Raw genomic sequence first — 25593 nt, forward strand, 5'->3', positions numbered from 1 at the left:
GCAATAAATGCTTGGTGAGGACTTACCTGGCAAATTTAACTGCTTTTTATTTTGCATAGGATAGGGAATGTGGGAGGTAATTTTTAAGCGTTATTGGCAAGTTTCTACCTTCAGAGAAAGCCCAGCCAATACCCCTTACTCGATGCCATTATTGGTTGTTGTTGCATTTTTATTTTTTATATTAATACTATTACAATGGTTTATGGCGGATATAAAGCAGCAATTTACAATATCAAACTCAATTGCTGCAGGTATTAGTTTAATCGTTGCCTATTTTATATTCACTTTTATATTACTAAAGTTAAATCATAAAACGAATCGGGCTGTACAGGCATTAACTTCTCTGTTAGCAAGTCATTTCATTGTGCATCTTTTTGCGATTCCTTTATTGCTTGTAGCGCCAGCTTTGGCTGAGGCAAATATGGGTAATGGTCTTGCTTTACTGTTAGGAGTTATTTATTTAGTTTTGACATTGATTTTAACGGTGTGGCAATTTTTAATAACCGTGCATATTTATAAATATACACTTGAAGTAGATTATCTAACAGCAATCCTGGCAAGCTTTGGTTTGTTAGCATTTAATATCCTGACAGTTTCATTTTGGCGATGAGAAAAATTATGCATTTACATATTTTGGGAATCAGTGGCACTTTTATGAGTGCTTTGGCTATCTTGGCGAGGGAAGCTGGTTTTAAGGTAACTGGCTGTGATGCGAATTGTTATCCTCCCGTAAGTGATTTATTACGAGCAAAGGATATTGAGTGGACTGAAGGTTATGAAGATACCACTCAAGCATTAAAAGCGGATTGCATTATTGTGGGCAATGCCATAAAAAGAGGAATGCCTGTACTTGAGGCTGTCCTTAATGCTGGAAAGAATTATACTTCTGGTCCGCAATGGCTGGCAGAAAATATCTTGCCACGCTATCGTGTATTGGCGGTGGCGGGTACGCATGGAAAAACAACAACGACATCAATGTTGGCATTGATCTTGAAACAGGCCGGATTGCAACCAGGATTTCTGATTGGTGGTGTTGCCCCCAATTTTAATACAAGTGCTCATTTGGGGCAGGGGAATTGGTTTGTTATCGAAGCAGATGAATACGACAGTGCATTTTTTGATAAAAGACCGAAACTAATGCATTATCGGCCTGAAGTTGCCATCTTGAATAATTTGGAATTTGACCATGCTGATATTTACGCAAATCTAGAAGCTATTCAGCAGCAATTTCACTACTACTTAAAAACAATTCCCGGGAAAGGCGTGGTCATTAAACCGCGTGACGATGCTGCGTTAAATAAAGTATTGTCACAAGGGATTTTTTCATCAGTCGAGGAGTTAGCTTTTCAAGGCGATGCAACTTGGCGCGCAGAAGTGCTTGATAATAGTGGGCGGGCCTTCCGAGTTTGGCACCAGGGAAAGCCAGTGACGGAAGTCCATTGGCCTTTAATTGGACATTTCAATATTGAAAATGGCTTGGCCGCTATAGCTGCGAGTTATCATGCTGGCGTAGAAGTTAATGTCGCGGCGCAGGCTTTAGCGAAATTCCAGCCTGTTAAACGTCGTTTAGAAGTAAAATCAGATCGCTATGACATTACTGTTTATGATGATTTTGCCCACCACCCTACGGCAATAACCAAGACTATTCACGCCTTGAAGCAAAGTAGCCGCCACAAACGCATTTTGGCAGTTCTTGAGTTTGCTTCTTATACAATGAAGACAGGTGTTCATGCTGGCGCCATGGCACAAGCGCTAGCACCGGTTGACCATGCCTACGTTTTAAATCCTGAACACTTTAGTCTTGAGAATGTAGTGAAAGATTGGGTATGCCCTTATCAAGTTTTACCCAATGCAAATGCTATTGTCAGTGCTGTAGTTGAAGAAGCGCGTCCCGGAGATGCTATTTTAGTGATGAGTAATCGAGGCTTTGATAATATTCATCAAAATTTAGTAGCTCACATCGATTCAAAATTTAGTAGCTAATATGTCATCCTAAAAACAACATAGCTAATTTTGAAAGGTTTCCTTCTTCATTCTGTCATTCTGAAAACGACATAGCGTTTGAAGGATCTCTTCAATGCAGGCACGGATAGGCATCCAATCTTATTGTCTTTTAAGCTCTATTAATACACCCTATGCAAAATTTTATCATGTCGGAGTATCCAGGACTCAAGAGAAACGCGAGCTATCTCCTCTGGAATCCCTGAATACAGATCTCATAGCACTTATTTCAAATTATTTAGATACAACAGATGAATCTCAAGAGATAAAAAGTTTGAGGAGACGCTTTTCTTTGTTTGGTACTGAACTCATACAAAAAAACCGTATTTTAGCCAAATTGGCACAATATGCTACAAAGTAATATAAATCGCATTGTAACTTTACTAAATATACGTCCTGGTTTACGGCTACAAGTCCTTTTTACTTTAGCTGGGTTGGCGGCACAGGATAGATGAGCGCAATATTAAAGAAACATCCCAAGGATTTATTAGTTAAGGCACCATTACGGGATGTTTCAGGAAGAGTATTTAATTCCATCAGTGTATTTCAGCACGCTATTTGGGAAAAGGACGTGCGCTACATGGCAGTGATGATGCTGGATTGTCTGCCGCAGAATGGGCAGGGTGAGCAGATAAGACTTAAATTATTAGACCAATGTAATGAGGTCATTGATAAAGGTGTGATGTATCAATTAAAAGGTGTATGGCATGAAAATGAACGTCACTTTAATATTGAACCGTTAATTACAGCACTCTCTGATTATAAAAAAAAATTTAATGCTTTAGGATACCGCGAGAGAAAATCCTATTGGAGCACTGTAATTGGCGGTGCCCAGGCACGAACGCCTGCCCACAATAGAAACTTTACGTGATTTAGATGAATGTCGCACAAAAGTTGACCTTCCGGCACTTATAGAACGACTTCAGACACCGATTCAAAACCTCGAAAAGTCCTACCTCAACAATGGTGATTCATGCTTGTTCAATACGCCTCCATGATGGATGATAAAACTTGAAGAGAATTGAACAAATAAAAATAGTTAAAATCTTTTTATTTAATGTTTTATAACTATGTTTTAGGATTAATTCACTGTTGCAAATTCTTTGGCAGATTGTTATAAAAAAGAATGCTCCAATGAAACGTTTGCATAACCTCAACTTTGCTTCGTGCAAGCTGGAACCACTTTAAGGAGCAAAGTTTAATGGAGTAAATGATGGTTGCAGCGCAGCAATCAATAAGGCGCAGATTATGCAGGAGCTTTAATGGCTTTGGAGGAGCAGACATCGTTGTGTAGATGTGGGCGAAGGCTTTCAAGGAGAGAACAATGCCAATGTTTGAAGATTTGTTGCGAGATGCAAAAAATTTTTCGGAGTCATTAACTCGCGCTCTGGCAACGAAGTATTCATGTGGCAGTTTATTTTGTTTACCTACTCTCCCAAGTACCGAACTACTTAATGATGCTTTCCTAATTCAAAAAACCGCAGAATGCCTCTGTTTCTATAAGGGAGAGACACATACAGGTGTAACTATCAATCAAGAAACCAAACGTTTGGTCTTAATTGGGATTTATGCGTATATTTGGTATCAATATGATAGTGCTTTGCAATGGTTTTTAAATAAACCCTTATTGGAGTTATTACAGGAACACTTGGGCATTGAGTCTTTGAGCCAGCTGGATATTGAAATCTATAAGAAAAGTCTTTTAGAGTTAGAGAATTTTTGCTATTGGGTTTATGCCAAAAGTAATCATTATCAGCAAATAAATAGCTTATTCGAGCTCTTCCCTACTAATATGCAAGGCAATCTTTATTCGCAAAAAAGACGATTAAATTCCACTTCATCGTGGGGTACCTCATTTTCAGGCTTAATGACAAAAATAGGGATTTCAAGCCTATTTTAAGGAGACTATATGGGTTATGAGCTGCCAGAGTACGCAGAGTTGCAAAAAAGGACAAATAGCTTACTATCATTATTTAATAATCTTTGTGGACGTTATATCCCAGTTAGTTATGAGAAACTACGTGAAAAAGTGACTACCTTGGAGGCAAAATATGATCTGAAGGCAGAGAAAAAAACCGGTTGGTTAGTTAGTACAAATAAAGAATTACGTCGAGATCAAGTGGCATGTATTAACCAACTGTTGCCTAAGCTTCCAACAAAAGGCAGTAGCGAAGAGTTAGATAACGCTCACAGTATTCTGTTAGGAGCGATATTTTATCGCGGTAAGCGCCTTGAAATTTCTTATGCAGCAAAGACTTATGGTTTTTTTGGTTATACAGCTGAAAATTGTTGTGCTTTTTATCAGGTTCTTCTTGAAGAATTTAATCTTAAAACAGTCGACGATGAAACGCTTGCGAAATGTTGTGGAGACTATCAGGCTTATTTGAAACAGCCTGATATAAATTCAGGAAAATCGAAAACTGTGGGTGAACAATTTCCTTATATTCAGGAAGATCCTGACTTCTATAAACATCTTCAGGAAATTGTTACAACCGCTAAGCTAAAAGCAGAGCCAATAACCAGGCAATTACGTGTGATCGCTTTTGTACAATCAGTGGCGAAATCCTTACTGGAAAGGGATAGAGAAGTTGCAAATGTTTTACCTGGAGTTATAAAGGAAGTAACTAAAGCAATTAAAGAAAAACATGTGTTAAGTCACGAAGACTTAGTTGAAGTAATTGCGTCTATATCTCCGAAGATTCCGCAGATAACACAAGAAATATTAAAAATTTCTCTTCCTGCGCAAGCTGAGGAAAACTCAGTTGAATGGAATAATAAAAAGTTTCCTTTAAGCTTTGAGGATTACTTTAGCCAGGTACTAACTATAAACAGTAGTTATACGTTACTAGGAGCTTACGTCATGGCTTTAGGTCAATGTAATGCAAAAACACCTAAGTTAAGAGATGCACTGAATGCTAGTATCAATTCAGTTATGCAAAATCAATTAGATAATGACAGCAGATTGATGGGTCTAAAGCTCTTAAAAAAATATATAAGCATCCCTGATAACTGTCCGAATGTAAACTTTAGTGCTTGGAATGCTGATACTGGTGAAGCAAGTATGAAAATGGATTTGGACATTCGTTTGACTGCTTTAGAGGTGCCTAGTACTGTAAAAGCTTCCGAAGGGCTTGTTTGTTAGTGACTTCTATCATAAGAGCGTCCATGTATTCATGGGGCTCTTATGATAGATAAAGAATAGCATTCCCTGTTTAATCTACATTAAAATGCAAATGATCGTCTTTCCATATGACTTTTATTGTATCGCCAGATTTAAATTTACCTGTTAATAAAGCTTGTGCTAAAGGATTTTCAAGTTTTTGTTGAATTGTTCTTTTTAATGGCCTTGCCCCATAGACAGGATCAAATCCCGCTTCTGCAAGATGAGCCAGGGCTTCTGGCGTGACATCCAATTCAATGTTCTGTTGTTGCAATCGTTGCTGCAAATAACCAATTTGAATCGAAGCAATGGTGGCAATTTGTTCTTTGCCTAAAGGATGGAAAACGACGGTATCATCAATTCTATTGATGAACTCAGGTCGAAAATGCTGACCAACAATATCCATTACAGCGGATTTAATTTGTTCATAGGAGAGTTTGCTTCCCATGTCATGAATAAGGGATGAGCCTAGATTAGATGTCATGACAATAACTGCGTTACGGAAATCAACGGTTCTTCCCTGCCCATCAGTTAGACGGCCATCATCCAGAACCTGCAAAAGAATATTAAATACATCACTGTGAGCTTTTTCGATTTCATCAAGTAAGATAACTGAATAAGGACGACGACGTATCGCTTCTGTCAGATATCCACCTTCTTCGTAACCTACGTAGCCAGGGGGAGCACCAATAAGTCTTGCGACAGAGTGTTTCTCCATGAATTCAGACATGTCGATACGCACCATAGCTTCTTCAGTATCAAAGAGGAAGGCTGCCAGCGCTTTACAAAGTTCCGTTTTACCGACGCCTGTAGGACCAAGGAATAAAAATGAGCCAATGGGGCGCTTAGGATCGGCTAATCCTGCGCGTGATCGACGAATGGCATTCGCTACAGTATCAACCGCCTCATTTTGTCCGATGACGCGTTTGTGGAGAGCTTCTTCCATATGGAGTAGTTTTTCTTTTTCACCTTCCAGCATTTTAGCAACTGGGATTCCCGTCCATTTAGAAACAACTTCTGCAATTTCTTCTTCCGTTACTTTATTGCGTACTAGTTTAGTTTCCCCTGCCTCGGTGTCTGCAACTTGCGTCAATTGTTTTTCAAGCTCTGGGATGCGTCCATATTGCAACTCCGACATACGTCCTAAATCGCCGGCTCTTCGAGCTGTTTCAAGTTCAATTTTTGCCTGCTCCAAAGCTTCTTTAATTTGTGTTGCTCCCTGTAAAGTAGCTTTTTCCGCTTTCCAGATTTCTTCAAGATCGGAATAATTTTTCCCTAACTCACTAATAAGTTGTTCGAGATCAACTAAACGTTTTTTCGAAGCTTCGTCACTTTCTTTCTTGAGGGCTTCTCTTTCAATTTTTAGTTGAATGAGACGTCTGTCTAGTTTATCAAGTGCTTCAGGTTTGGAATCAATTTCCATGCGAATTTGACTTGCTGCCTCGTCAATTAAATCAATTGCTTTATCGGGTAGTTGTCTGTCAGTAATATAACGGTGTGACAATGTTGCTGCTGCAATGATGGCCGGATCGGTAATATCTACGCCATGATGCACTTCATAACGCTCTTTCAATCCCCGTAAAATGGCAATAGTGTCTTCAACACTGGGTTCATCAACCAAAACTTTTTGAAAGCGTCTTTCAAGAGCAGCATCTTTTTCAATATATTGGCGATATTCATCTAAAGTAGTTGCGCCGATACAATGTAACTCACCACGAGCCAGAGATGGTTTTAACATATTCCCAGCATCCATAGCCCCTTCCGCTTTACCCGCACCAACCATTGTGTGCAACTCGTCAATGAAAAGAATAATTTGTCCTTCTTGTTTGGCCAAATCGTTTAACACAGCTTTTAAGCGCTCTTCAAATTCACCGCGGAATTTAGCACCAGCAATAAGTGCTCCCATATCTAAAGATAATAACCGTTTGTCTTTTAAACCTTCAGGCACTTCGCCATTAACAATGCGTTGAGCCAAGCCTTCAACGATTGCAGTTTTACCCACGCCTGGTTCCCCGATAAGTACTGGATTATTTTTAGTACGACGTTGAAGAACCTGGATAGTGCGACGAATTTCATCATCACGACCAATTACCGGGTCAAGTTTGCCTTGCTCTGCTCGCTCGGTTAAATCAATAGTGTATTTTTCCAATGCTTGACGCTGTTCTTCGGCATTAGGATCATTGACGTTTTCGCCACCGCGGATATCATTAATTGCTTTCTCAATGGCTTGTTTATCTGCTCCAGCTTGTTTTAATAATTTAGAGAGGCTTCCTTCTTCGCTTATCGCAGCAAGAATAAATAATTCGCTAGAGACATAACTGTCTTTGCGTTGTTGAGCTAATTTATCAGTTAAGTTTAATAATCGACCGAGTCCATTAGAAATGTGAATTTCACCACCAGTACCAGAAACTTTAGGAAGTTTATCTAAAGCCTGATCAATTAAAGTACGTAATTGTGACAGATTTACACCTGCTTTGGTCAATAAAGGTCTGCAACTGCCGCCTTGCTGATCGAGCAGGGCTTTCATTAAGTGTTCTGGTTCAATAAAGCTGTTATCTCGCCCCAATGCTAAGGATTGAGCATCGGCTAGAGCCATTTGAAATTTTGAGGTGAGCTTATCCATCCGCATAATAGAACCTCTCTAAAATGTTTGTTTAAAATACTTCTGTCCTGCCGTAAAATGTGGGTTCATTTAAAAAAATCAAGTGGCAAATTACAAATGAATGAAACTTTACCTCCGGATAATTCTGATTCACAAAAATTGTTAAATCAAATAGTTATCGAATTCATGCGCGACCAAAAACATAAGCGGCGTTGGCGTTGGATTAAACGTATTCTGATTGTTCTATTTTTAGCTTTTATAATTTACCAAATTTATAGCTATGACGATGAAGATAAAAGTTTAAGAATTAAACCACACGTAGGTTTAATCGATGTAAATGGAACAATTTTTGATACTGATAGTGCAAGTGCTGAAAATTTTGCTAAAAGTTTAGATTCAGCCTATAAAAGTAAGGGATTAAAAGCGCTTATAATTCGTATTAATAGTCCCGGCGGCAGCCCTGTGCAAGCTGATTATATGTACAATAGCTTGCAATATTATCGTCAACAATACCCTGACATTAAAACTTATGCTGTTTGTGTCGACATGTGTGCTTCAGCTGCTTACTACGTCGCTGTGGGAGCTGAAGAGATTTATGCGAACCCATCCAGTATCGTTGGTTCTATAGGTGTTCTCTATAATGGCTTTGGTCTCGTTGATGCCATGCAGAAATTAGGAATTAGTAGACGTCTAGTGACTGCAGGAAAAAATAAAGGGTTTCTTGATCCATTTTCCCCAGAAACGCCACAGCAAGTACAATTGCTACAAACAATGCTTGATGAGATTCATCAGCAGTTTATAGCGAAAGTAAAGGCAGGACGTGGTAGTCGACTTAAAATTGACGATGATACATTTTCAGGACTGTTCTGGACTGGAGAGCAGGCTAAAGCGCGAGGGTTAATTGACGACTTTGCAAGTAGTGGTCAGCTGGTACGTGAAAAAATACAGCTTGAAAAAGTGATTGATTACACCTACAAGCAAACTGTGTTTGAACGTTTCTCCAAGAATTTGGGTACAGCACTTGCTGATCAGTTACCGACAGCTTTAGGTTTAAAGCCTGGAGTTAGGGCATAAAATATGGCGTTGATGGCGTTTTACGCCATCAAAAGCATGCCGATTTAGAATTAAATAACTTCCTCGCCTGTTAACTTAACTTTTAACTACAGGCATCAGTGTCTGTAATAAAGATTTAAAAACTTTTGGGGTTCCGGCGGCAACATCCCCTCGTTTCAAGTAATCTTCCCCGCCTTGTATACTACTAATCATTCCGCCAGCCTCTTTTACTAACAATGAACCAGCCGCGATATCCCAGGGACGCAAACCAAATTCCCAGAAACCATCTAATCGTCCACTGGCAACATAGGCAAGATCAAGTGCCGCGGAACCTGTTCGGCGAACTCCTGCACACTTTCCAACCAATACCTCAAAAGTCGGCAAATAACGTTGAGCTAACGCAGTATTACGAAAAGGGAAACCTGTCCCTAATAATGATTCAGCAAGTTGCGTTTTTTTAGATACACGAATTCGACGATCGTTTAATTGAGCTCCTCGGCCACGACTGGCTGAAAAACACTCATGTCGGAGCGGATCATAAACAACCGCATGTTCAATACGATTTTTAAAGCGGTGTGCTATAGAAACCGAGAAAAAAGGGAACCCATGAAGGTAATTGGTCGTTCCATCCAGAGGATCAATAATCCAGACAGATTCAGCATCATCATTATAAACACCACTTTCCTCAGCAATAATGCCATGATCAGGATATGCTTTATGTATTGTATTAATTATTGCCTGTTCAGCCTTAATATCCACTTCGCTAAAGTATTCCTCGTCACTTTTAGCAGTTACTTTAATGCGATCCACCTGTTCCATATGGCGGATAATAATGTCACCGGCAAGGCGTGCTGCAGTAATGGCAATATTTAATAATGGTTGCATGGTTTGCTCGTTTTTACAAAATCAGCGATTCTAACACATTTTTTTTTGTACAGAGAGAAGTCATTGCTGTATAGTTTGCAATTATTAAAAAACACCTCTTCAAATTGTTATTTCACACACAGAAGGAATATTTAGCTATCATTGTAGCTAGGAGGTCGAAGCAATGATCTCTAGTAAGGTGGAACCTTACTACTTGGGTTGGCAATTTGATGTAAGCTGGATAAAACTGATCTGATTATGAATTTTTCTGCGATTCGAATAGTATTAATTGCAACTTCTCATCCTGGAAATATTGGCTCGACAGCAAGGGCAATGAAAACGATGGGTTTTGGCAACCTTTACCTGGTCACACCGAAAGCATTTCCCCACCAAAAAGCTCTAGAGATGGCTGCTGGAGCTGACGATGTACTTGAGGAAGCAATAGTTACCGATTCGCTGGATGAGGCATTAAAAGGTTGCCAGCTCATTTTTGCGACAAGCGCCAGGCCCCGAGGCATTCCATTGCCAGGTTTGACACCCTCGGAATGCGCTACTCTTATCGCTGGCAAAGCAGATCAAACTGAGATTGCTATTCTTTTTGGTCGTGAGCATGCGGGGCTAACTAATGAAGAGTTACTGCGCAGTCACTATCATATTAATATTCCCAGTAATCCAGAATATAGCTCTTTAAACCTTTCTCAAGCTGTACAAATCATTACTTATGAATTGCGTATGAAATTCTTATCGCCAGCTGCTGAAGTAGAACTCCATCACGATAGATTAGCTACTGCTGATGAAGTAGGGCAATTTTATGAGCATTTGAATGAGGTTATGCTTGCTACCAAATTTTTAAAACCTACCCGTCCTACGAGACGGTTGCTACAACGGATTCGCCGCATATTTAATCGCGCAAAATTAGAGTACATGGAAGTCACGATTTTGCGAGGAATTTTAAGTCATATTCAAAAGGCTTTGAATAGTAAATAGAAATGCAGTATTTTTTTTATCTTTAATTAAATGGACCTCTTTCCAAAAACTCTATAGGAGGAGCTGAAAGGATGAGTAATTTGCCTATTTATCTGGATTATATGGCAACGACACCAGTAGACCCGAGAGTAATTGATAAAATGATGGCCTACTTAGGCCCCGATGGCCTCTTTGGCAATCCAGCTTCAAGTACCCACATTTATGGAAAAAAGGCTGCAGAAGCTGTTGAATATGCTCGTGAGCAAATTGCTAATGTCATTCATGTAACGCCAGCTGAAATAGTGTTTACCTCCGGTGCAACGGAAGCCAATAATTTAGCTATTCTAGGTGCTGCTCATTTTTATCAGCGTAAAGGGCGACATGCGATAACGATGAAAACAGAACATAAAGCTGTTCTTGATACATGCCATCAATTGGAGAAAGAAGGATTTGAGATTACTTACCTGGAACCGCAGCCTGATGGATTGCTTAATCTTGATGACTTAAAACAAGCACTTAGAGAGGATACCTTGTTAGTCTCTATTATGCACGTCAATAACGAAATCGGGGTTGTTCAGGATATTGCCGCTATTGGTGAATTTTTGCGAAATAAAGGCATTGTCTTTCATGTTGATGCAGCTCAGAGTGCCGGGAAACTTGAGCTAAATTTAAAACATTTAGCGGTTGATCTCATGTCCTTTTCCGCTCATAAAAATTATGGACCTAAAGGCATTGGGGCTTTATATGTGCGACATAAACCACGAATACGTCTGCAACCTCAATCTTATGGGGGTGGGCATGAGGGTGGTTTGCGTTCTGGGACATTAGCAACTCATCAAATTGTTGGTATGGGAGAGGCTTTTGCTTTGTCAGAAGCTGCACGCGTGGAAGAGCAGGCGCATATTTTGCGATTGCGTCAACAGTTATGGGAAGGTATCAAACATATACCCGGTGTACGTTTAAATGGTCATGAACACAAACGAGTCGCTGGCAATTTGAATGTAAGTTTTGCCGGAGTAGAAGGCGATTCATTGTTATTGGCCTTGAGAGACTTGGCAATCTCAACAACCTCAGCATGTGCTTCAGCTAGTTTACAACCGTCTTATGTGCTTAGAGCTTTAGGATTAGATGATGAATTAGCATTTAGTTCTGTGCGCTTATCTTGTGGCCGTTTTACGACGGAGGAGCAAGTTAAGCAAGCAGTGAATATAATTTGTTGCCAAATTGGCCGTTTGCATGAAATATCACCACTATGATATATAATGAACTTGTAGAATCTTGTTTTTTTGCACCGAAGCATGTTGGAACTCTCGATTTATCAGAACCATTAAGTGTTCATTATCGCGGTGGGGCCGAGCGCGGTGATGTTTTTGATTTATATTTGTTATGTAACAAGCAAGGGCGTGTGCTGAAAGCCTGTTTTAAAGCTTATGGTAATCCTTACTTAGTTGCTGCTGCCGAATTGATTTGTCAGCGACTGGAAGACAGTCATATTAATGACCATCCGCAACTGGATTATTCCTGGCTAGTAGAGCAGTTAGAAATACCTAAAACCCGATATCCGGTTGCATTACAAATTGAAGATGGCTATCGCGAAGTGATAAAGGCAATGAAAGCTAAATTAAAAGGGGAAGAATAATGTCCGAGGTTATGCAACATATTAGCAGTTCCGCCAAGCATATTACTTTAAGTGAGACAGCCCTGCGGCATATTTTAGCTTATCTTGGCAAGCAGCAAGAAAATAAAGGCGTTCGCTTATCTGTTAAAAAGACAGGCTGTTCAGGATTATCATATGTGGTGGATTATGTCCTTGCTCCTCAGGAAAATGATGTAGTGCAGCCTTTGGCCGAGGGATATTTGCTTTGCATTGATAAAGCAAGTTATCCCTATCTTAAAGGAATGAGTGTTGATTATGTGAGACAGGGATTAAATTATAAGTTTGTTTTTGATAACCCCAATCAAAAGGGACAATGTGGTTGTGGTGAAAGTTTTACGGTTGATTAGGATAGGTCCTTGCTTCTTGCTTGATATCGATATAGGCAAAGATTTCAAGGAATAGATACTATCTTTAAAAGCACTCCATGTAGCCTTGATGCAGCGATAGCGTCACAAGGGTTTTCTCATCCAGAGCATTTGAGGCTATCCGCTTTAACAATAGAGTTCATTTTTAATCATTTAATTCATTCATCAGAAAGGGCAATCTGCAGTTCCATTCTTTTATAAAACCATTGCTCATATAAAACCATTGCTCAATAATTTCAAATAATAATCATATTTTTAATTTTTTAACTTATTTATTTAAGAATTTTTATTATTAAGCTGCAATTTAGAGTCGCAAAGACAGGTTTTCAGTTAAAAAAATGTAAAAAAATGTTACCGATGGCTCTTAAATGCGTCATTCGTGCAAAAATTGCTTGAAAAAAATCTTAAATTTACTTAAGCTTCCCTTAATAAATGAATATCATTAAGACAATGTTTACATACTTTGTGATATTTGGTAGTATATCGAGCATGATGGTTGGTTTATAACTGACTAAATGTATGATCGTTTTTACTTTTGGATGTTGGAGAGGATAATGAGTGCAGTTATGCAACAAGTTGAACAATATAATGAAGCGCTAACACAACAAGTTGTTGGGGCTGTCAAAGGTTATTTAAATACTGTTGGTAGCAAAGACAGTAATTTAAATCTTTATCAATTAATCGTTGAAGAAGTGGAAGCACCTCTGTTTCGTACAGTAATGGAGCTAACTCGCTATAATCAATCTAAAGCTGCTCGTGTTCTTGGTGTGAGCCGTGGTACGTTACGTACTAAATTAAAGCGTTATTTCGATGACGAATTTATTGGTACTCGAGGATAAGCAGTAGGTAGTAAGCAAATTACTACTTCAAATAGCAGAGTGACCAATGGCTATGTTTATCTGGTCTTTTGCTGGGCATTCTGCTACTATTGATTACAAAGTCGGTCAGACAATCGCTTTTTGCATTCAAAAAGAGGAAAGTCCGGGCTCCACAGGGTAAAGTGCCAGGTAACTCCTGGGAGGCGTGAGCCTACGGAAAGTGCCACAGAAAATATACCGCCTTTATTGTCGCGTAAGCCACAATTAAAAGGTAAGGGTGAAATGGTGCGGTAAGAGCGCACCGCGCGACTGGCAACAGGCGTGGCAGGGTAAACCCCACTCGGAGCAAGACCAAATAGGAATCTAACTGGCTGCAAGGCTAGAACGTATGGCCCGTACGGGATTCGGGTAGGTCGCTTGAGGCATGTGGTGACGCATGTCCTAGATGAATGATTGTCCATGACAGAACCCGGCTTATCGACCGACTTTTAACCTTCCAATCACTAAAAAACTCCTTTAGCTTACACCCTTTTACTTTATTGCTACATTGTAACCATCTCGCCGGTGCTCATTCCTTTTACTGTTTGGTATTTTAATTGTTATTAATTTATTCTTTATGATGAAAAACAAATCTTTTTCTGAAGATTTTAGCGCTGTGAGTAATAGCTATCTTGATTCTCAGGGTGACTCGACTTACTATCGCGATTTCTAATGGCTGCTGAGTCTCGAACATGATGCTATGTCTCGATGTTGGTAATTCCCATATTTATGGTGGTGTATTTGCAGGTGAAGAAATTCGTCTTCGATTTCGTCATACTTCCCAGGTTAGCACCTCTGATGAATTAGGTATTTTTTTGAAATCAGTATTACGGGAGAATCAATGCTCGCCAGAGGCAATTAATGAGATTGCTATTTGCTCTGTAGTTCCTCAATTAGATTACTCTTTGCGGTCAGCTTGCGTTAAATATTTTTCGGTGGATCCCTTCTTTCTGCAGGCAGGGGTTAAAACAGGCTTAAATATAAAATACCGTAATCCATTGGAAGTAGGGGCTGACAGAATTGCCAATGCTATTGCTGCGACGCAAACGTATCCTGGTAAAAATATTATTGTTATTGATTTTGGTACGGCCACTACTTTTTGTGTTATTACCGCAGCAAAGGCTTATTTGGGCGGTGCAATTTTACCAGGAGTGCGTTTATCAGTAGATGCGCTGGCTTCAAAAACTGCCAAATTGCCAGCCGTAGAAATTATAAGAACGGAACAAGTGGTTGGGCGTTCAACGATTGAAAGCATTCAATCTGGCGTATTTTACGGTGCATTAGGGGCATGCCGGGAATTAATTACTCGAATTAAAGAGGAATCATTTGCTGGACAAGAGGTTTTAGTATTGGCAACCGGAGGCTTTGCTTCCTTATTTGATAAACAAGCTATTTATGATTACCTCGTTCCTGATTTAGTGTTACAAGGGATCCGCTTAGCTGCGGCTTTAAATGTCTAAATGTAGTTTAGGGGCATACGTCAATTATTTTCTGGCTGTAAATTGCCTCTCGCTACATAAAAGCAATCGAGAGCACGCCCTGGATTTTAGGTCATCTTTTATTCTCTGGCGTTTAAGATGACAAAAAGTAGTAGCATTTTATTGCAGTAACTCAGTTTTAACTCTGTTTTATTCAACGCATGAAATTTTATTGCTCCAAAGAGAGATGATCTCAAGACAAGTGTCATCAAATTTTCCATTGTGGAATTTATGTGTGCACATTCTTTTGTGAAGGGACGTCTTGCGCTTTTTTTTTGATAAAAAAAGCGTTCAGGGGTTGACGCTTGGGAAATAGTGTTTCTATAGTGTATAAAAGTGGGTTAAAATATAAAAAAGTGGAGAATTGTGGGAAGCTTTTAAAGCAAACCACAAAGAGAAAATTATGTTTCGTGGAATTAATGCCATCACAATCGACGGAAAAGGCCGTCTTGCTGTGCCAACGCGCTATCGCGATGCGTTGGCCGGAGGCAATGATAAGGCGCCTTTAGTGGTGACAATTGATACTGAAGAAACTTGTTTGCTGCTTTATCCAGCAGCACAATGGCAAATTATTGAGGATAAATTGCAAAGTTTGCCCAGTTTTAATGCTGCAGCCCGACGAATCCAACGATTATTAATTGGGCATGCAACAGATGTTGAACTAGATGGTAATGGGCGCGTGCTGCTCCCCCCTTTATTGAGAGATTATGCCCATCTCGATAAACGGGTAGTAATGATTGGGCAAGGTAATAAGTTTGAAGTTTGGGATGAATCATTGTGGCAATCCAGACGTGAGAAGTGGCTAGCTGACGAAGCATCTGGTGAAGGTGGTGGATTGCCCGATGAGATGAAAACCTTTTCTTTGTAATGGAAAAAATTATGACGGCGCATCAATCTGTATTGTTGCATGAAGCACTAGAAGGCTTAGCTATCAAGGCAGATGGAATTTACATCGATGGAACTTTTGGTCGAGGTGGCCATAGCCGTGCTATTTTGCAGCACTTATCTAACTCTGGGAAATTGTTAGCAATTGACAAAGATCCTGAAGCGATTAGTTATGCGAATCAACATTTTTCTAATGATAAGCGTTTTCATATCTATCATGGCTCATTTGCCAAACTTGCTGAGTTTGCCAAGAGAGAAAATGTTTATGGGCAAGTTAACGGTATTTTATTGGATTTAGGTGTCTCCTCTCCGCAACTCGATAACCCAGCGCGTGGATTTAGTTTTATGCAGCAGGGACCCTTGGATATGCGTATGGATCTAGAACAAGAGTTGAGTGCTGCACAATTTATTAATGAAGCAGAAGCTGATGAGATGGCTGCAGTTTTCAGAGAATATGGTGAAGAGCGTTTTGCTGGACGTATTGCGCGGGCAATTGTTGCAGCAAGAGCGCAATCACCTATCGAGACGACAGAAACATTGGCAGAAATTGTTAAGCAAGCGAATCCTAAATGGGAAAAACATAAGCACCCTGCCACACGTATATTTCAAGCAATACGGATTCACATTAATCAAGAATTAAGTGATTTAACTGCTGTGTTGACCACAGCTATTGATGTTTTAGCAATAGGGGGGCGCTTGGCGGTTATTAGTTTCCATTCTTTAGAAGACAGAATTGTAAAGCAATTTATGCGTGATAAAGAACAAGGGAACAGACTTCCTCCGGGAGTGCCAGTACGCCATGAAGAAGTAAAAACAAATTTTAAGAAAGTGGGTAAAGCGATAAAGGCAAGCGATGACGAAGTAAAACGTAATGTCAGAGCTCGTAGCGCAGTTTTAAGAATAGGGGAGAAAATAGCATGAACGCAGCAGCTAGAGCGATTCATCAAAGCAATCTTTTTAGTGGACATTTATCAGATATGCGTCTCTCAAAACAGCTTTGTTTTATCTTATCATTACTGCTTGCAGTACTCGTCAGCGCATTGGCTGTCGTATACGTAACTAACGAGCATCGTATTAGTTTTAGTGAACTGCAACGTTTAGAACAGCAGACACAGCAATTGCAGCTACAGTGGGGACAGTTGCTACTTGAACAAGCTAGTCTGGCTACACCAGGTCGAGTTGAAGAGTTAGCGGTAGAGAAGTTACAAATGAAATTGCCTGCTGACAAAGACACTTTTGTGTTGCAAACTCGATGAAAGCTAGAGGCGCTCAGGCACGGCTAATCGTTGTCTCTTGTTTTTTTATAGTGCTGCTAGGTGCTCTTCTATGGCGGATGCTTGATTTAACCGTTTTGCATCGTCAATTTTTGCAGGGCCAAGGGGATGCTCGCAGTATTCGTACTGTAGATATTCCAGCTTACCGAGGAATGATTACAGACAGACAAGGAACCCCTTTAGCTGTGAGTACACCGGTGCAATCCGTTTGGTTAAATCCTCAGGTGTTTTCTCCGAATGCAAAACAGCTGGCAGAACTATCACAATTAGTTGGGGTCCCAGCCAAAACCTTGTTAGCACGGGTTAAACGCGCCAGTGCTCGTGAGTTTCTTTATCTAAGTCGCCAGTTACCCCCTATGATTGCTAAAAAAATTGAGCAACTCAAAATTCCAGGAGTTAATTTTCAGCAAGAATTCAAGCGTTATTACCCTGCTGGTGATAGCACTGCTCAATTACTGGGATTTACCAATATTGATGATATTGGTATTGAAGGCTTAGAGCTCGCTTACCAGGATTGGCTCATGGGAGCAAATGGTAAAAAGCGGATTCTAAAGGATCGCATGGGACAAATCATTGAGGAACTGGGTGTTCTAAAAGAACCTCGCCCAGGACATGAGCTTGTTTTAAGTATCGACAGTCGTATTCAATATTTAGCCTATCATGAATTACAGAATACGCTTGAAAAATTCGCTGCAAAATCTGGTTCCGTTGTTGTTGTTGACACAACGAATGGGGAAATTCTTGCTGCAGCTAATGCTCCTTCGTTTAATCCTAATGCACGTTCTCGTTATACACGGGATAGTTATCGGAATAAAGCCATTACTGATACGTTTGAGCCTGGTTCGGTAATTAAGCCTTTTAGTATTGCAAGTGCTTTAGGTAGTGGCCTGGTTAAACCAGATACCATTATTGATACACGTCCAAGCTGGATGATAGTCCATGGCCATACCATTCGTGATGTTCATAACTACGGTGTTTTAGATGTCACTGGGGTTTTACAACACTCAAGTAACGTTGGTGTAACAAAAATGATTTTACAAAGTCCACCTGAACAGTTAATTGGATTATTACAACGAAGCGGGTTTGGCCAACGAACAGAAAGTGGTTATCCTGGGGAAAGTGATGGCGGTATTGTCAATGTCAAGGATGCCAATCCTTTTGTATTAGCAACACTGGGTTTTGGTTATGGTCTTTCAGTAACTGCTTTGCAATTGGCAAAAGGATATCTCATTTTTGCTAACAAAGGTCGAGCTTTGCCAGTTACTCTAATACATAATCAAGCGAATTCATTAGGCGAGCAAGTGCTGGATGAAACCACATCTGATCAAGTTCTCGCTATGATGGAGGCTGTGCTTGGTAATGAGGGTACGGGAAAATTAGCGCGAGTACCTGGATATCGTGTTGCTGGTAAGACAGGTACTGCTCGTATAGCTGGCAAAAATGGATATGAAGCAAATCGACATATCGCTAGCTTTGTGGGGATTGCTCCTGTTTCAAAACCACGCTTGGTAGTGGTTGTGGTTATTCATGAACCAACAAAAAACAGTTATTATGGGGCAGCGGTAGCAGCTCCACTTTTTGCACAGGTTATGTCTGGAGCTCTACGAATATTGGAAGTTCCTCCTGATAAAACGACTATGTGAGGTTAGTGAATGAAATTTGCCGAATTAATGCGCCCTTGGACTGATGTAGCCCTTCCTGATTATGAAATTCTGGGTCTCCATAATGACAGTCGGCATATTAATAAAGGTTTTATATTTTTTGCCTATCCTGGTGCTCAGACAGATGGCCGATTGTTTATTCCTCAAGCGGTAGGAGCAGGTGCTGCTGCTATCCTTTATGAACCAAATAATTGGCCACAAAATTGCCAGTTGCCACAGGATTTAATTTGTATTCCCTTACCAGGTCTTGCCAAAAAATTGGCAGAAATCGCTAGTCATTTTTATGATTATCCAACAAAAAAATTAACCATGACAGGTGTAACTGGTACAAATGGAAAAACAACGATTGCTTACCAGTTAGCACAAGCATACGGATTGCTTGGAGAAGGCTCTGCCTATATCGGCACTCTAGGGCAAGGGAAAGTTCCTGGACTGAAATATTTAGGAAATACAACACCTGATGCGCTTTGCTTGCAGCAACTTTTAGCTGAATATCACCAAAGCAAAATTAAACAAGTTTGCATGGAAGTATCTTCTCATGCGCTTTGTCAACAACGTGTTGATGGTATTGATTTTCAACAGGCAATTTTTACTAATTTAAGCCATGAGCACCTGGATTATCATCTAACCATGGATGCTTATGCCAGAGCAAAAATGCTCTTATTTGCTAAACCTACTTTAAAGTGGGCAATTTTAAATCACGATGATGCCTATCATCAGCTGATGAGAAATGCTATTACTACACCGGATTGCCAAGTACTCCGTTATGGCCTTAAAGAGGGCGCTGATGTGCGAGCTTTAAACCTGAATGTAAGTTTAAACGGGACACATTTTGATGTTATTTCCCCATGGGGCAGGTCGCAGTTGACTATAAATGCCTTAGGCTTTTTCAATATTTATAATGCATTAGCCGTGTTTTCAAGTTTGGCTGCTAATGGTTATCCAATCGGTCAGATTGCTTCGGTGATGGCAGAACTACAAGCTGCTCCTGGGCGCATGGAGGTGGTTGCCCATGAGCCTTATATGATTGTCGATTATGCTCATACACCGGATGCTTTGGAAAATGTTCTGGCTACTTTAAGCAAGGTAAAAAAGAATCGTATCCTGGTTGTTTTTGGCTGTGGGGGAGACAGAGACAAAACAAAGCGTCCATTGATGGGAAAAATTGCTAGCCAATATGCAGATATTGCAATTATTACCAGTGATAATCCACGCACTGAAAATCCAGTGGTCATTATTGATGAGATCGCTGTCGGTATAACTTCCCAAGCTAATGTTTTCAAAATTGAAGATCGCAAGCAAGCCATTGCCAAAGCAATTAGTCTGGCAGATAAAGACGATATCATTTTAGTTGCTGGCAAAGGACATGAAGACTATCAACAAATTGGTAATGTTCGCTATCCCTTTTCCGATCAGGCAGTGATAAGGCAATTAAGGAAGCGATAATTTCACCGCATTTTTTGCTATTTGAGCTAAATTCATGTCGTCCCGCGTGGACGAGACCTCAAGCATTAACCCCAAGAATTTGCAGTAATTGCTTATTGGTTTGTACCGCTTTTGCATAGAGTTGAAAATCATGTCGATTTTGGTGGGCTTTACGTAAATTTAGAAAAGCTAACTTAAGATCATGGGTGTTTTTTAAAATTTCTGTCTCGACGAGAGGATTATAAAGAGATAAGACATAGTCCTGCCAGGTATGATGTGGATAGTAGGAAGGGAGCTTCGCAAGTACCGGTAGAGATGGTTTAACGAATGGTAACTTATAAGCAAGATGCAATTTTTGGCTTATCATCGTTATCGCATCACTTTTGGCTTCAATACTATGACCGGCAATATGGGGGGTACACAGGGTGGCAAAATCAACAATACCTTGCCTGATAGCAGGTTCGTTGCTAAAAACATCTGTACAGTAAAAGAAAGGTTTCTTTTGTCGCAATAAGTCTTCTTCATTAACAATACCGCCCCGGGAGGCATTAATAATTACACTCTGAGGTTTTAATTGCTTTAATACGCCATCGTTAATTAAATTCAAACTGGGCGTTGGAAGAAGGTTATGGAGGTTGGCATGCACGGAAATGAGGTCACATTCAGTAATAGCCTCAAAAGAGCAAGTAATAAAATCTTTATCACGCTTACTTTTAGGGGGATCATAACAAAGTACTTCCATGCCTGTTGCTCGTAATCGCTGGGCAACTTTAGTGCCCACTTCACCGACACCAATAACTGCTGCTTTCGTTCCTTTAAATCCTTTATGACATTCTAAAAATGCCAGTGTTGCCATTACATAATCTGCTACGGCAGAAGCATTGCTCCCCTTCGCATCGATTAAGCCAATGCGATGATTTTGAAGGTAGTTCTCATCAATGTGATCAGTGCCGCTACTTGCTGTGGCGACATAGGATAATGATGAGTTTTTTAATAATTCCTCTGTTACTTTGAGAGTAGACCGACAGAGTAAGATCTGTTGATTCTTTAGTTGCTGAGGAATATCTTTGGCCTCATGATAGAGCGTCAATTCGAATGGTTGCGGGAATGCTTCAAGTAATCCTGGCAAACTGGCATCAGCAAGAATTTTCATAAATTAAATAAACTACGAAGGGCTATAAGTGACCACTGAATAGGAGGGTTAATCAACCATCCTAAAATACCTGTAAACATTAATAATAGTAAAATAATAAATCCAAATGGTTCTATTTTTTGATAAAAATAGGCTTGTCTGGGTGGTAAAATGCTTGCAACAATGCGACTGCCATCTAATGGGGGAATGGGTATTAAATTAAGATAGGCTAATAATAAATTAATAATGATACCAGCGCGCGAGGTTAGTAATAAAAATAAAGCAAGGTTTGAAGATTGGGGATTAAGATTAGCTGCTAATTTCAATAACCCTCCCCAAATAATGGCCATTAACAAGTTAGATACAGGGCCAGCGGCGGTAGTCAAAGCTGTATCGCGCCGAACATTACGGAATTGTGAAGCGTTGATTGGTACAGGCTTTGCCCATCCAAAAACGAAATTAAATTGACTCAATATTAAAACGACAATTGGAACAATTATTGTTCCCACAAGATCAATGTGACGGATAGGGTTAAAACTGAGGCGTCCTAACATTTTTGCTGTCGTGTCACCTAAACGATAAGCTACCCATGCATGTGCTGCTTCGTGAAAGGTAATAGCAAATAAAATAGGAAGTAGCCAAATGGTAATTTGTTGAGCAGTGCTTAATTCAAGCATACCGATAGAGAAAGAATAAATTAGCCATTCTAACGGTAGTAATGTCCTTACTCAAGCGATTATTAACGGCATGTTTGGATTTTTAACGCGGATATAGAAAAGATTTCACGCCCAGGCTGTGTGCATAATCAAAGATGGTAGCATTTCAAACGAGCTTCCTATATTATGCAAAAATTTGTCTTTTGAGTAGAAGATTTGCATAAGTTACAGTATTCCTTAATGTTAGCTTGTTTTGCATTATTGCTCTTTCTTCCTGGTCTGTTTCAAATGCCTGTAATCGATAGGGACGAAGCTCATTTCGCACAAGCGACAAAACAGATGTTACAGACAGGTAATTTTTTTCAAATCCGCTTTCAGGATAGAACACGCTTTCAAAAACCACCTGGGATTAATTGGTTGCAGGCTGCAAGTGTAGGGTTATTCAGTAATTCTGAGGCAACAGAAATCTGGCCATATCGTATTCCTTCCCTATTTGGTGGATTATTTTCTGTTTTGCTGCTTTATTTTTTTGCTCGTAATTTTGTTAATCAACGTACGGCATTATTCGCATCGGGATTGTTTGCGACATCATTATTGCTTGTTGTGGAAACCCATATGGCGGTAATCGATGCTTCTTTATTATTTTCTGTATTGTTGATGCAAGGAGCTTTATGGCACTGTTTTGATAAAGGCATTAAGAATGAAGCATCGCACTGGGGATGGGCCCTTTGTTTTTGGCTGGCAATGGCTTTTGGTATGGTGCTCAAAGGGGTAACTCCATTGGTCGGTGTACTAACAATAGTCGCTCTTTGCGTTTTCGAGAGACGCGTTGATTGGCTTCGTTATTTGCGAATATATAGCGGACTTTTATTGTTTGTTATATTAACGCTTGCGTGGCTTTTTATGGTCAATGAAGCTGAGCATAGTAATTATTTGATGCAAATGTTGCACAAGGATTTACTTCCAAAATTACAGGGTGGGCATGAATCTCATGGTAAACCGCCTTTATTCCATTTAGCTATTTTACCATTAACTTTTTGGCCGGCCTCATTATTTTTATGGCAGGGTGGTGTGTATGCTGCTCAGCATCGACATGATAAAATTGTCAAATTTTTGTTGGCATGGCTTTTGCCAACCTGGCTTTTTTTTGAGCTCATGCCAACGAAATTGCCACAATATATTTTACCGACTTTCCCTGCCATTGCTTTACTTTGTGCTTTAGCAATTGAACAAAGCAAGCAAATAAAAGCTCCAGGAAGATGGATGCATTTTTTACAAATAATGTGGGGAATTTTGTCGATTGGCTTGGCTTGTGCCCTGGCTGCACTTCCCTATTTATTAACTCAAGAAATCCCCACAATGAGTATTATTCTTTTAGGTGCATTGGTAACAATGACGTTTCTGTGTGTTTATTTTTCATGGCAAGGTGCTTATCATCGTGCGATGGCTACTGTTTTTATTACAGCTTTATGTATCTATCCTTTAATTTTTACAAAACTGTTTCCCCAACTAGAACCACTATGGTTGACTAGAAACGTCGCACAATTAATTGAAAACAATAAACTCTCAAGTGAGAAACCCTTGTTAGTCGTAGGGTTTGAGGAGCCAAGTTTGGTATTTAATCTGAATACCAAACTGGTGAAATTTCTCGATAGCGCTAGCGCGGTGCAAATAATAAAGCAAGATGCCACCCGTTTAGCATTAGTTAATCCTATCATTTTGCATGAATGGGAAAGAGAGGGCCTTAAGTTGTCCATCAAAGCTCAAACAACAGGGTATAATTATACTAAAGGGCGTTGGGCTGAGCTTGCTCTTGTAATGCAACAAAAGGAGAGTCAATAAATGTCGCCATTTGATCGCTTGCTGAATGTCATGACAAAGCCTGGCGTGATGATAAGTTATGTGGGTTTAATTGTTATATCATTTTTATATTTAGATAAATCTGTTGCCGAATATTTTTATAATCTTGATATAAGACAACATCTAGCGTTGCTTGATTGGATTACTAGATTAGGTTTAAGTGTTTTCTACTTACCAACATTTTTTATACTTGCGTTATTTTTTCGCTACATTTACGTAAATCGAGAATGGGAAGCGCGCACATGGTTTTTGTTTATCTGTGTTTTCATACCTGTTCTAGTTTGTGGTTTTTTAAAAGTACTTTTTGGGCGAGCTCGTCCCAATTTGTGGATACATAATGATTTGTATGGTTTTTATGGTCTTCAATTTCATGCACCGTTTTGGTCTTTTCCATCAGGCCATACCACGACAATTATGAGTGTGGTTTTTGGTTTAAGTATTGTGTTTCCGCGTTATGTTTATGCCTTTATATTAACTGGAATAACGGTGGCTATGTCTCGCGTATTACTAACACATCATTATCTTAGTGATATATTGGCGGCTAGTTACCTTAGTTTATTAGAAATCGGTATCTTATTGTGTTTCTTACGGCGTAAATCTTGGCTAGCACCAGCGTGGGGACATGCAGTATAATGCAAAAATTTGGTTTTCTTGGATGAAGTAAATGCTATTAAATAATCCACAAGATGTTTCCATCATTATTCCTGTATACAATGAAGTAGATAATGTTGAAGGACTTTATAAAGAAATAGTTGCAGCACTACCCAGTGAAGCTTTTATTTATGAAGTTATTTTTGTTGATGATGGCAGTACGGACGGAACGACAGATCGTTTAAAATTATTGTCTCAAAACTATGATAATCTGCGTGTGGTATATCATAAAAGAAATTTTGGTCAGAGTGCGGGCTTGGTTAGTGGTGCCCGCGTAGCTCGATATTCGACGCTGGTTACCTTGGATGGTGATGGTCAAAATGATCCCAATGATATTCCTCGACTTTTTGAGCAAAGAACGGATTTACGTACTGTTGTATTAGGAATTCGTAAAAAAAGAGATGATAATTCTTTGCGTCGACTTTCTTCACGCATTGGCAATGGAATCAGGCAACGTTTGCTGGATGACGATTGTCCTGACACCGGTTGCAGTTTAAAGCTATTCCCTCGAGAAGCTTTTTTAGCATTACCACACTTCAATCATTTACATCGTTTTTTACCGGCTTTATTCAAAAGAGCAGGATTTAAATTAGTTAATATTCAGGTTAATCATCGCCCGCGTCAGTACGGCGTTTCAAAATATGGCGTAATGAATCGATTATTTGTTGGCATCCATGATTTAGTTGGTGTGCGTTGGTTATTAAAACGACCTTGTTCCCCGGAGGTTTCCAAACATGAACTCTGAGTATCTTTGGCTTGCTCTTGGCCTCATTGGACAAGGAATTTTTTCTGCTCGCTTTATAGTACAGTGGTTAGTTAGTGAAAAAGAGAAAAAAAGTATCATTCCTGTTGCTTTTTGGTATTTAAGTTTATTGGGCGGCGTGACGCTTTTAGTTTACTCAATCTATAAGCAAGATCCGGTATTTATTTTAGGACAATCGACAGGTGTTTTTATTTACGCTCGAAACTTATATTTAATCCAGCGCGAAAGAGGATCACGTACTGCCAAATTGAATCGTACTGGCGAAAGAGGTTTATCTTAGGGC

At 39.7% G+C, this 25593-nt stretch carries 26 protein-coding genes and 1 other RNA gene; 23 read left to right on the forward strand and 4 right to left on the reverse strand.

Annotated elements, in window-relative coordinates:
• The first annotated feature begins 67 nt into the window (after positions 1–67).
• The 6 genes from PXX05_RS03185 (at position 68) to PXX05_RS03210 (ending at position 5143) form a co-directional block, all read left to right on the forward strand.
• A complete protein-coding gene (locus PXX05_RS03185; protein WP_275089612.1) occupies positions 68–610 on the forward strand; it encodes a hypothetical protein in 543 nt (180 codons plus the stop codon).
• 8 nt (positions 611–618) lie between these two features.
• Entirely contained in the window at positions 619–1983 is a 1365-nt protein-coding gene (mpl, locus tag PXX05_RS03190; RefSeq protein ID WP_275089613.1) for a UDP-N-acetylmuramate:L-alanyl-gamma-D-glutamyl-meso-diaminopimelate ligase, read from the forward strand.
• 94 nt (positions 1984–2077) lie between these two features.
• Positions 2078–2362 (forward strand): hypothetical protein, encoded by a 285-nt coding sequence (locus PXX05_RS03195; RefSeq protein WP_275089614.1) that lies wholly within the window; start codon positions 2078–2080, stop codon positions 2360–2362.
• Positions 2363–2452: 90 nt separating this feature from the next.
• Positions 2453–2872: a hypothetical protein gene (locus PXX05_RS03200; protein WP_275089615.1), complete on the forward strand. Its 420-nt coding sequence runs from the start codon at positions 2453–2455 to the stop codon at positions 2870–2872.
• Between the two features lie 453 nt (positions 2873–3325).
• Entirely contained in the window at positions 3326–3901 is a 576-nt protein-coding gene (locus PXX05_RS03205) for a hypothetical protein (RefSeq protein WP_275089616.1), read from the forward strand.
• Positions 3902–3910: 9 nt separating this feature from the next.
• The gene (locus PXX05_RS03210; protein ID WP_275089617.1) at positions 3911–5143 is read left to right on the forward strand and encodes a hypothetical protein; all 1233 of its coding nucleotides are present in this window, start codon (positions 3911–3913) and stop codon (positions 5141–5143) included.
• Between the two features lie 70 nt (positions 5144–5213).
• Here the strand turns inward: PXX05_RS03210 and clpB are convergent, their stop codons facing one another.
• Positions 5214–7790, reverse strand: coding sequence for an ATP-dependent chaperone ClpB (gene clpB / locus PXX05_RS03215; RefSeq protein WP_275089618.1), 2577 nt, complete (start codon positions 7788–7790; stop codon positions 5214–5216).
• A gap of 90 nt (positions 7791–7880) precedes the next feature.
• Here clpB and PXX05_RS03220 point away from each other — a divergent pair, with 90 nt between their 5' ends.
• Complete coding sequence (locus tag PXX05_RS03220) at positions 7881–8837, forward strand: S49 family peptidase (RefSeq protein WP_275089619.1); 957 nt, start codon at positions 7881–7883, stop codon at positions 8835–8837.
• 75 nt (positions 8838–8912) lie between these two features.
• Here the strand turns inward: PXX05_RS03220 and PXX05_RS03225 are convergent, their stop codons facing one another.
• Entirely contained in the window at positions 8913–9701 is a 789-nt protein-coding gene (locus PXX05_RS03225; RefSeq protein WP_275089620.1) for an inositol monophosphatase family protein, read from the reverse strand.
• A gap of 237 nt (positions 9702–9938) precedes the next feature.
• Here PXX05_RS03225 and PXX05_RS03230 point away from each other — a divergent pair, with 237 nt between their 5' ends.
• The 12 genes from PXX05_RS03230 to PXX05_RS03285 all read left to right on the forward strand — a co-directional run bounded on the left by PXX05_RS03230 (position 9939) and on the right by PXX05_RS03285 (position 20269).
• Positions 9939–10667 (forward strand): RNA methyltransferase, encoded by a 729-nt coding sequence (locus tag PXX05_RS03230; RefSeq protein WP_275089621.1) that lies wholly within the window; start codon positions 9939–9941, stop codon positions 10665–10667.
• A 71-nt stretch (positions 10668–10738) separates the two neighbouring features.
• The gene (locus PXX05_RS03235) at positions 10739–11902 is read left to right on the forward strand and encodes an IscS subfamily cysteine desulfurase (RefSeq protein ID WP_275089622.1); all 1164 of its coding nucleotides are present in this window, start codon (positions 10739–10741) and stop codon (positions 11900–11902) included.
• Entirely contained in the window at positions 11899–12285 is a 387-nt protein-coding gene (locus tag PXX05_RS03240) for an iron-sulfur cluster assembly scaffold protein (RefSeq protein ID WP_275089623.1), read from the forward strand. The genes PXX05_RS03235 and PXX05_RS03240 overlap by 4 nt, the downstream gene beginning before the upstream one ends.
• On the forward strand, positions 12285–12650 hold the full coding sequence (locus PXX05_RS03245) for a HesB/IscA family protein (RefSeq protein ID WP_275089624.1): 366 nt from the start codon (positions 12285–12287) through the stop codon (positions 12648–12650). Before PXX05_RS03240 ends, PXX05_RS03245 begins: the two co-directional genes overlap by 1 nt.
• Positions 12651–13222: 572 nt before the next feature.
• Positions 13223–13507 (forward strand): helix-turn-helix domain-containing protein, encoded by a 285-nt coding sequence (locus tag PXX05_RS03250; RefSeq protein ID WP_275089625.1) that lies wholly within the window; start codon positions 13223–13225, stop codon positions 13505–13507.
• A gap of 97 nt (positions 13508–13604) precedes the next feature.
• An RNA gene (gene rnpB, locus PXX05_RS03255) (RNase P RNA component class A) lies at positions 13605–13979 on the forward strand.
• 238 nt (positions 13980–14217) lie between these two features.
• The gene (locus PXX05_RS03260; RefSeq protein ID WP_275089626.1) at positions 14218–14985 is read left to right on the forward strand and encodes a type III pantothenate kinase; all 768 of its coding nucleotides are present in this window, start codon (positions 14218–14220) and stop codon (positions 14983–14985) included.
• Positions 14986–15406: 421 nt separating this feature from the next.
• On the forward strand, positions 15407–15871 hold the full coding sequence (gene mraZ / locus PXX05_RS03265) for a division/cell wall cluster transcriptional repressor MraZ (protein ID WP_275089627.1): 465 nt from the start codon (positions 15407–15409) through the stop codon (positions 15869–15871).
• Between the two features lie 11 nt (positions 15872–15882).
• Positions 15883–16809, forward strand: a complete 927-nt coding sequence (rsmH, locus tag PXX05_RS03270; protein WP_275089628.1) for a 16S rRNA (cytosine(1402)-N(4))-methyltransferase RsmH — start codon at positions 15883–15885, stop codon at positions 16807–16809.
• A complete protein-coding gene (ftsL, locus tag PXX05_RS03275; RefSeq protein ID WP_275089629.1) occupies positions 16806–17144 on the forward strand; it encodes a cell division protein FtsL in 339 nt (112 codons plus the stop codon). The genes rsmH and ftsL overlap by 4 nt, the downstream gene beginning before the upstream one ends.
• Complete coding sequence (locus tag PXX05_RS03280; RefSeq protein WP_275089630.1) at positions 17141–18805, forward strand: peptidoglycan D,D-transpeptidase FtsI family protein; 1665 nt, start codon at positions 17141–17143, stop codon at positions 18803–18805. The genes ftsL and PXX05_RS03280 overlap by 4 nt, the downstream gene beginning before the upstream one ends.
• 9 nt (positions 18806–18814) lie before the next feature.
• A complete protein-coding gene (locus tag PXX05_RS03285) occupies positions 18815–20269 on the forward strand; it encodes a UDP-N-acetylmuramoyl-L-alanyl-D-glutamate--2,6-diaminopimelate ligase (protein ID WP_275089631.1) in 1455 nt (484 codons plus the stop codon).
• A gap of 58 nt (positions 20270–20327) precedes the next feature.
• On the opposite strand, the gene PXX05_RS03290 is transcribed toward PXX05_RS03285, so the two are convergent.
• Positions 20328–21401, reverse strand: a complete 1074-nt coding sequence (locus PXX05_RS03290; protein ID WP_275089632.1) for a 4-phosphoerythronate dehydrogenase — start codon at positions 21399–21401, stop codon at positions 20328–20330.
• A complete protein-coding gene (locus tag PXX05_RS03295) occupies positions 21398–22057 on the reverse strand; it encodes a site-2 protease family protein (protein WP_275089633.1) in 660 nt (219 codons plus the stop codon). The genes PXX05_RS03290 and PXX05_RS03295 overlap by 4 nt, the downstream gene beginning before the upstream one ends.
• Before the next feature lie 219 nt (positions 22058–22276).
• Here PXX05_RS03295 and PXX05_RS03300 point away from each other — a divergent pair, with 219 nt between their 5' ends.
• Genes PXX05_RS03300 through PXX05_RS03315 form a run of 4 tightly spaced genes read left to right on the forward strand, consistent with a single transcriptional unit; the run spans position 22277 to position 25590 of the window.
• Positions 22277–23878 carry an ArnT family glycosyltransferase gene (locus PXX05_RS03300; RefSeq protein WP_275089634.1) on the forward strand — a complete coding sequence of 534 codons (1602 nt, stop codon included), beginning with the start codon at positions 22277–22279 and terminating at the stop codon, positions 23876–23878.
• Entirely contained in the window at positions 23879–24529 is a 651-nt protein-coding gene (locus PXX05_RS03305; protein ID WP_275089635.1) for a phosphatase PAP2 family protein, read from the forward strand.
• A gap of 31 nt (positions 24530–24560) precedes the next feature.
• Positions 24561–25292, forward strand: coding sequence for a glycosyltransferase family 2 protein (locus PXX05_RS03310; protein ID WP_275089636.1), 732 nt, complete (start codon positions 24561–24563; stop codon positions 25290–25292).
• On the forward strand, positions 25282–25590 hold the full coding sequence (locus PXX05_RS03315; protein ID WP_275089637.1) for a lipid-A-disaccharide synthase N-terminal domain-containing protein: 309 nt from the start codon (positions 25282–25284) through the stop codon (positions 25588–25590). The genes PXX05_RS03310 and PXX05_RS03315 overlap by 11 nt, the downstream gene beginning before the upstream one ends.
• Positions 25591–25593 lie beyond the last annotated feature (3 nt).

The sequence above is a fragment of the Legionella cardiaca genome (assembly GCF_029026145.1).
Taxonomy (GTDB): domain Bacteria; phylum Pseudomonadota; class Gammaproteobacteria; order Legionellales; family Legionellaceae; genus Tatlockia; species Tatlockia cardiaca.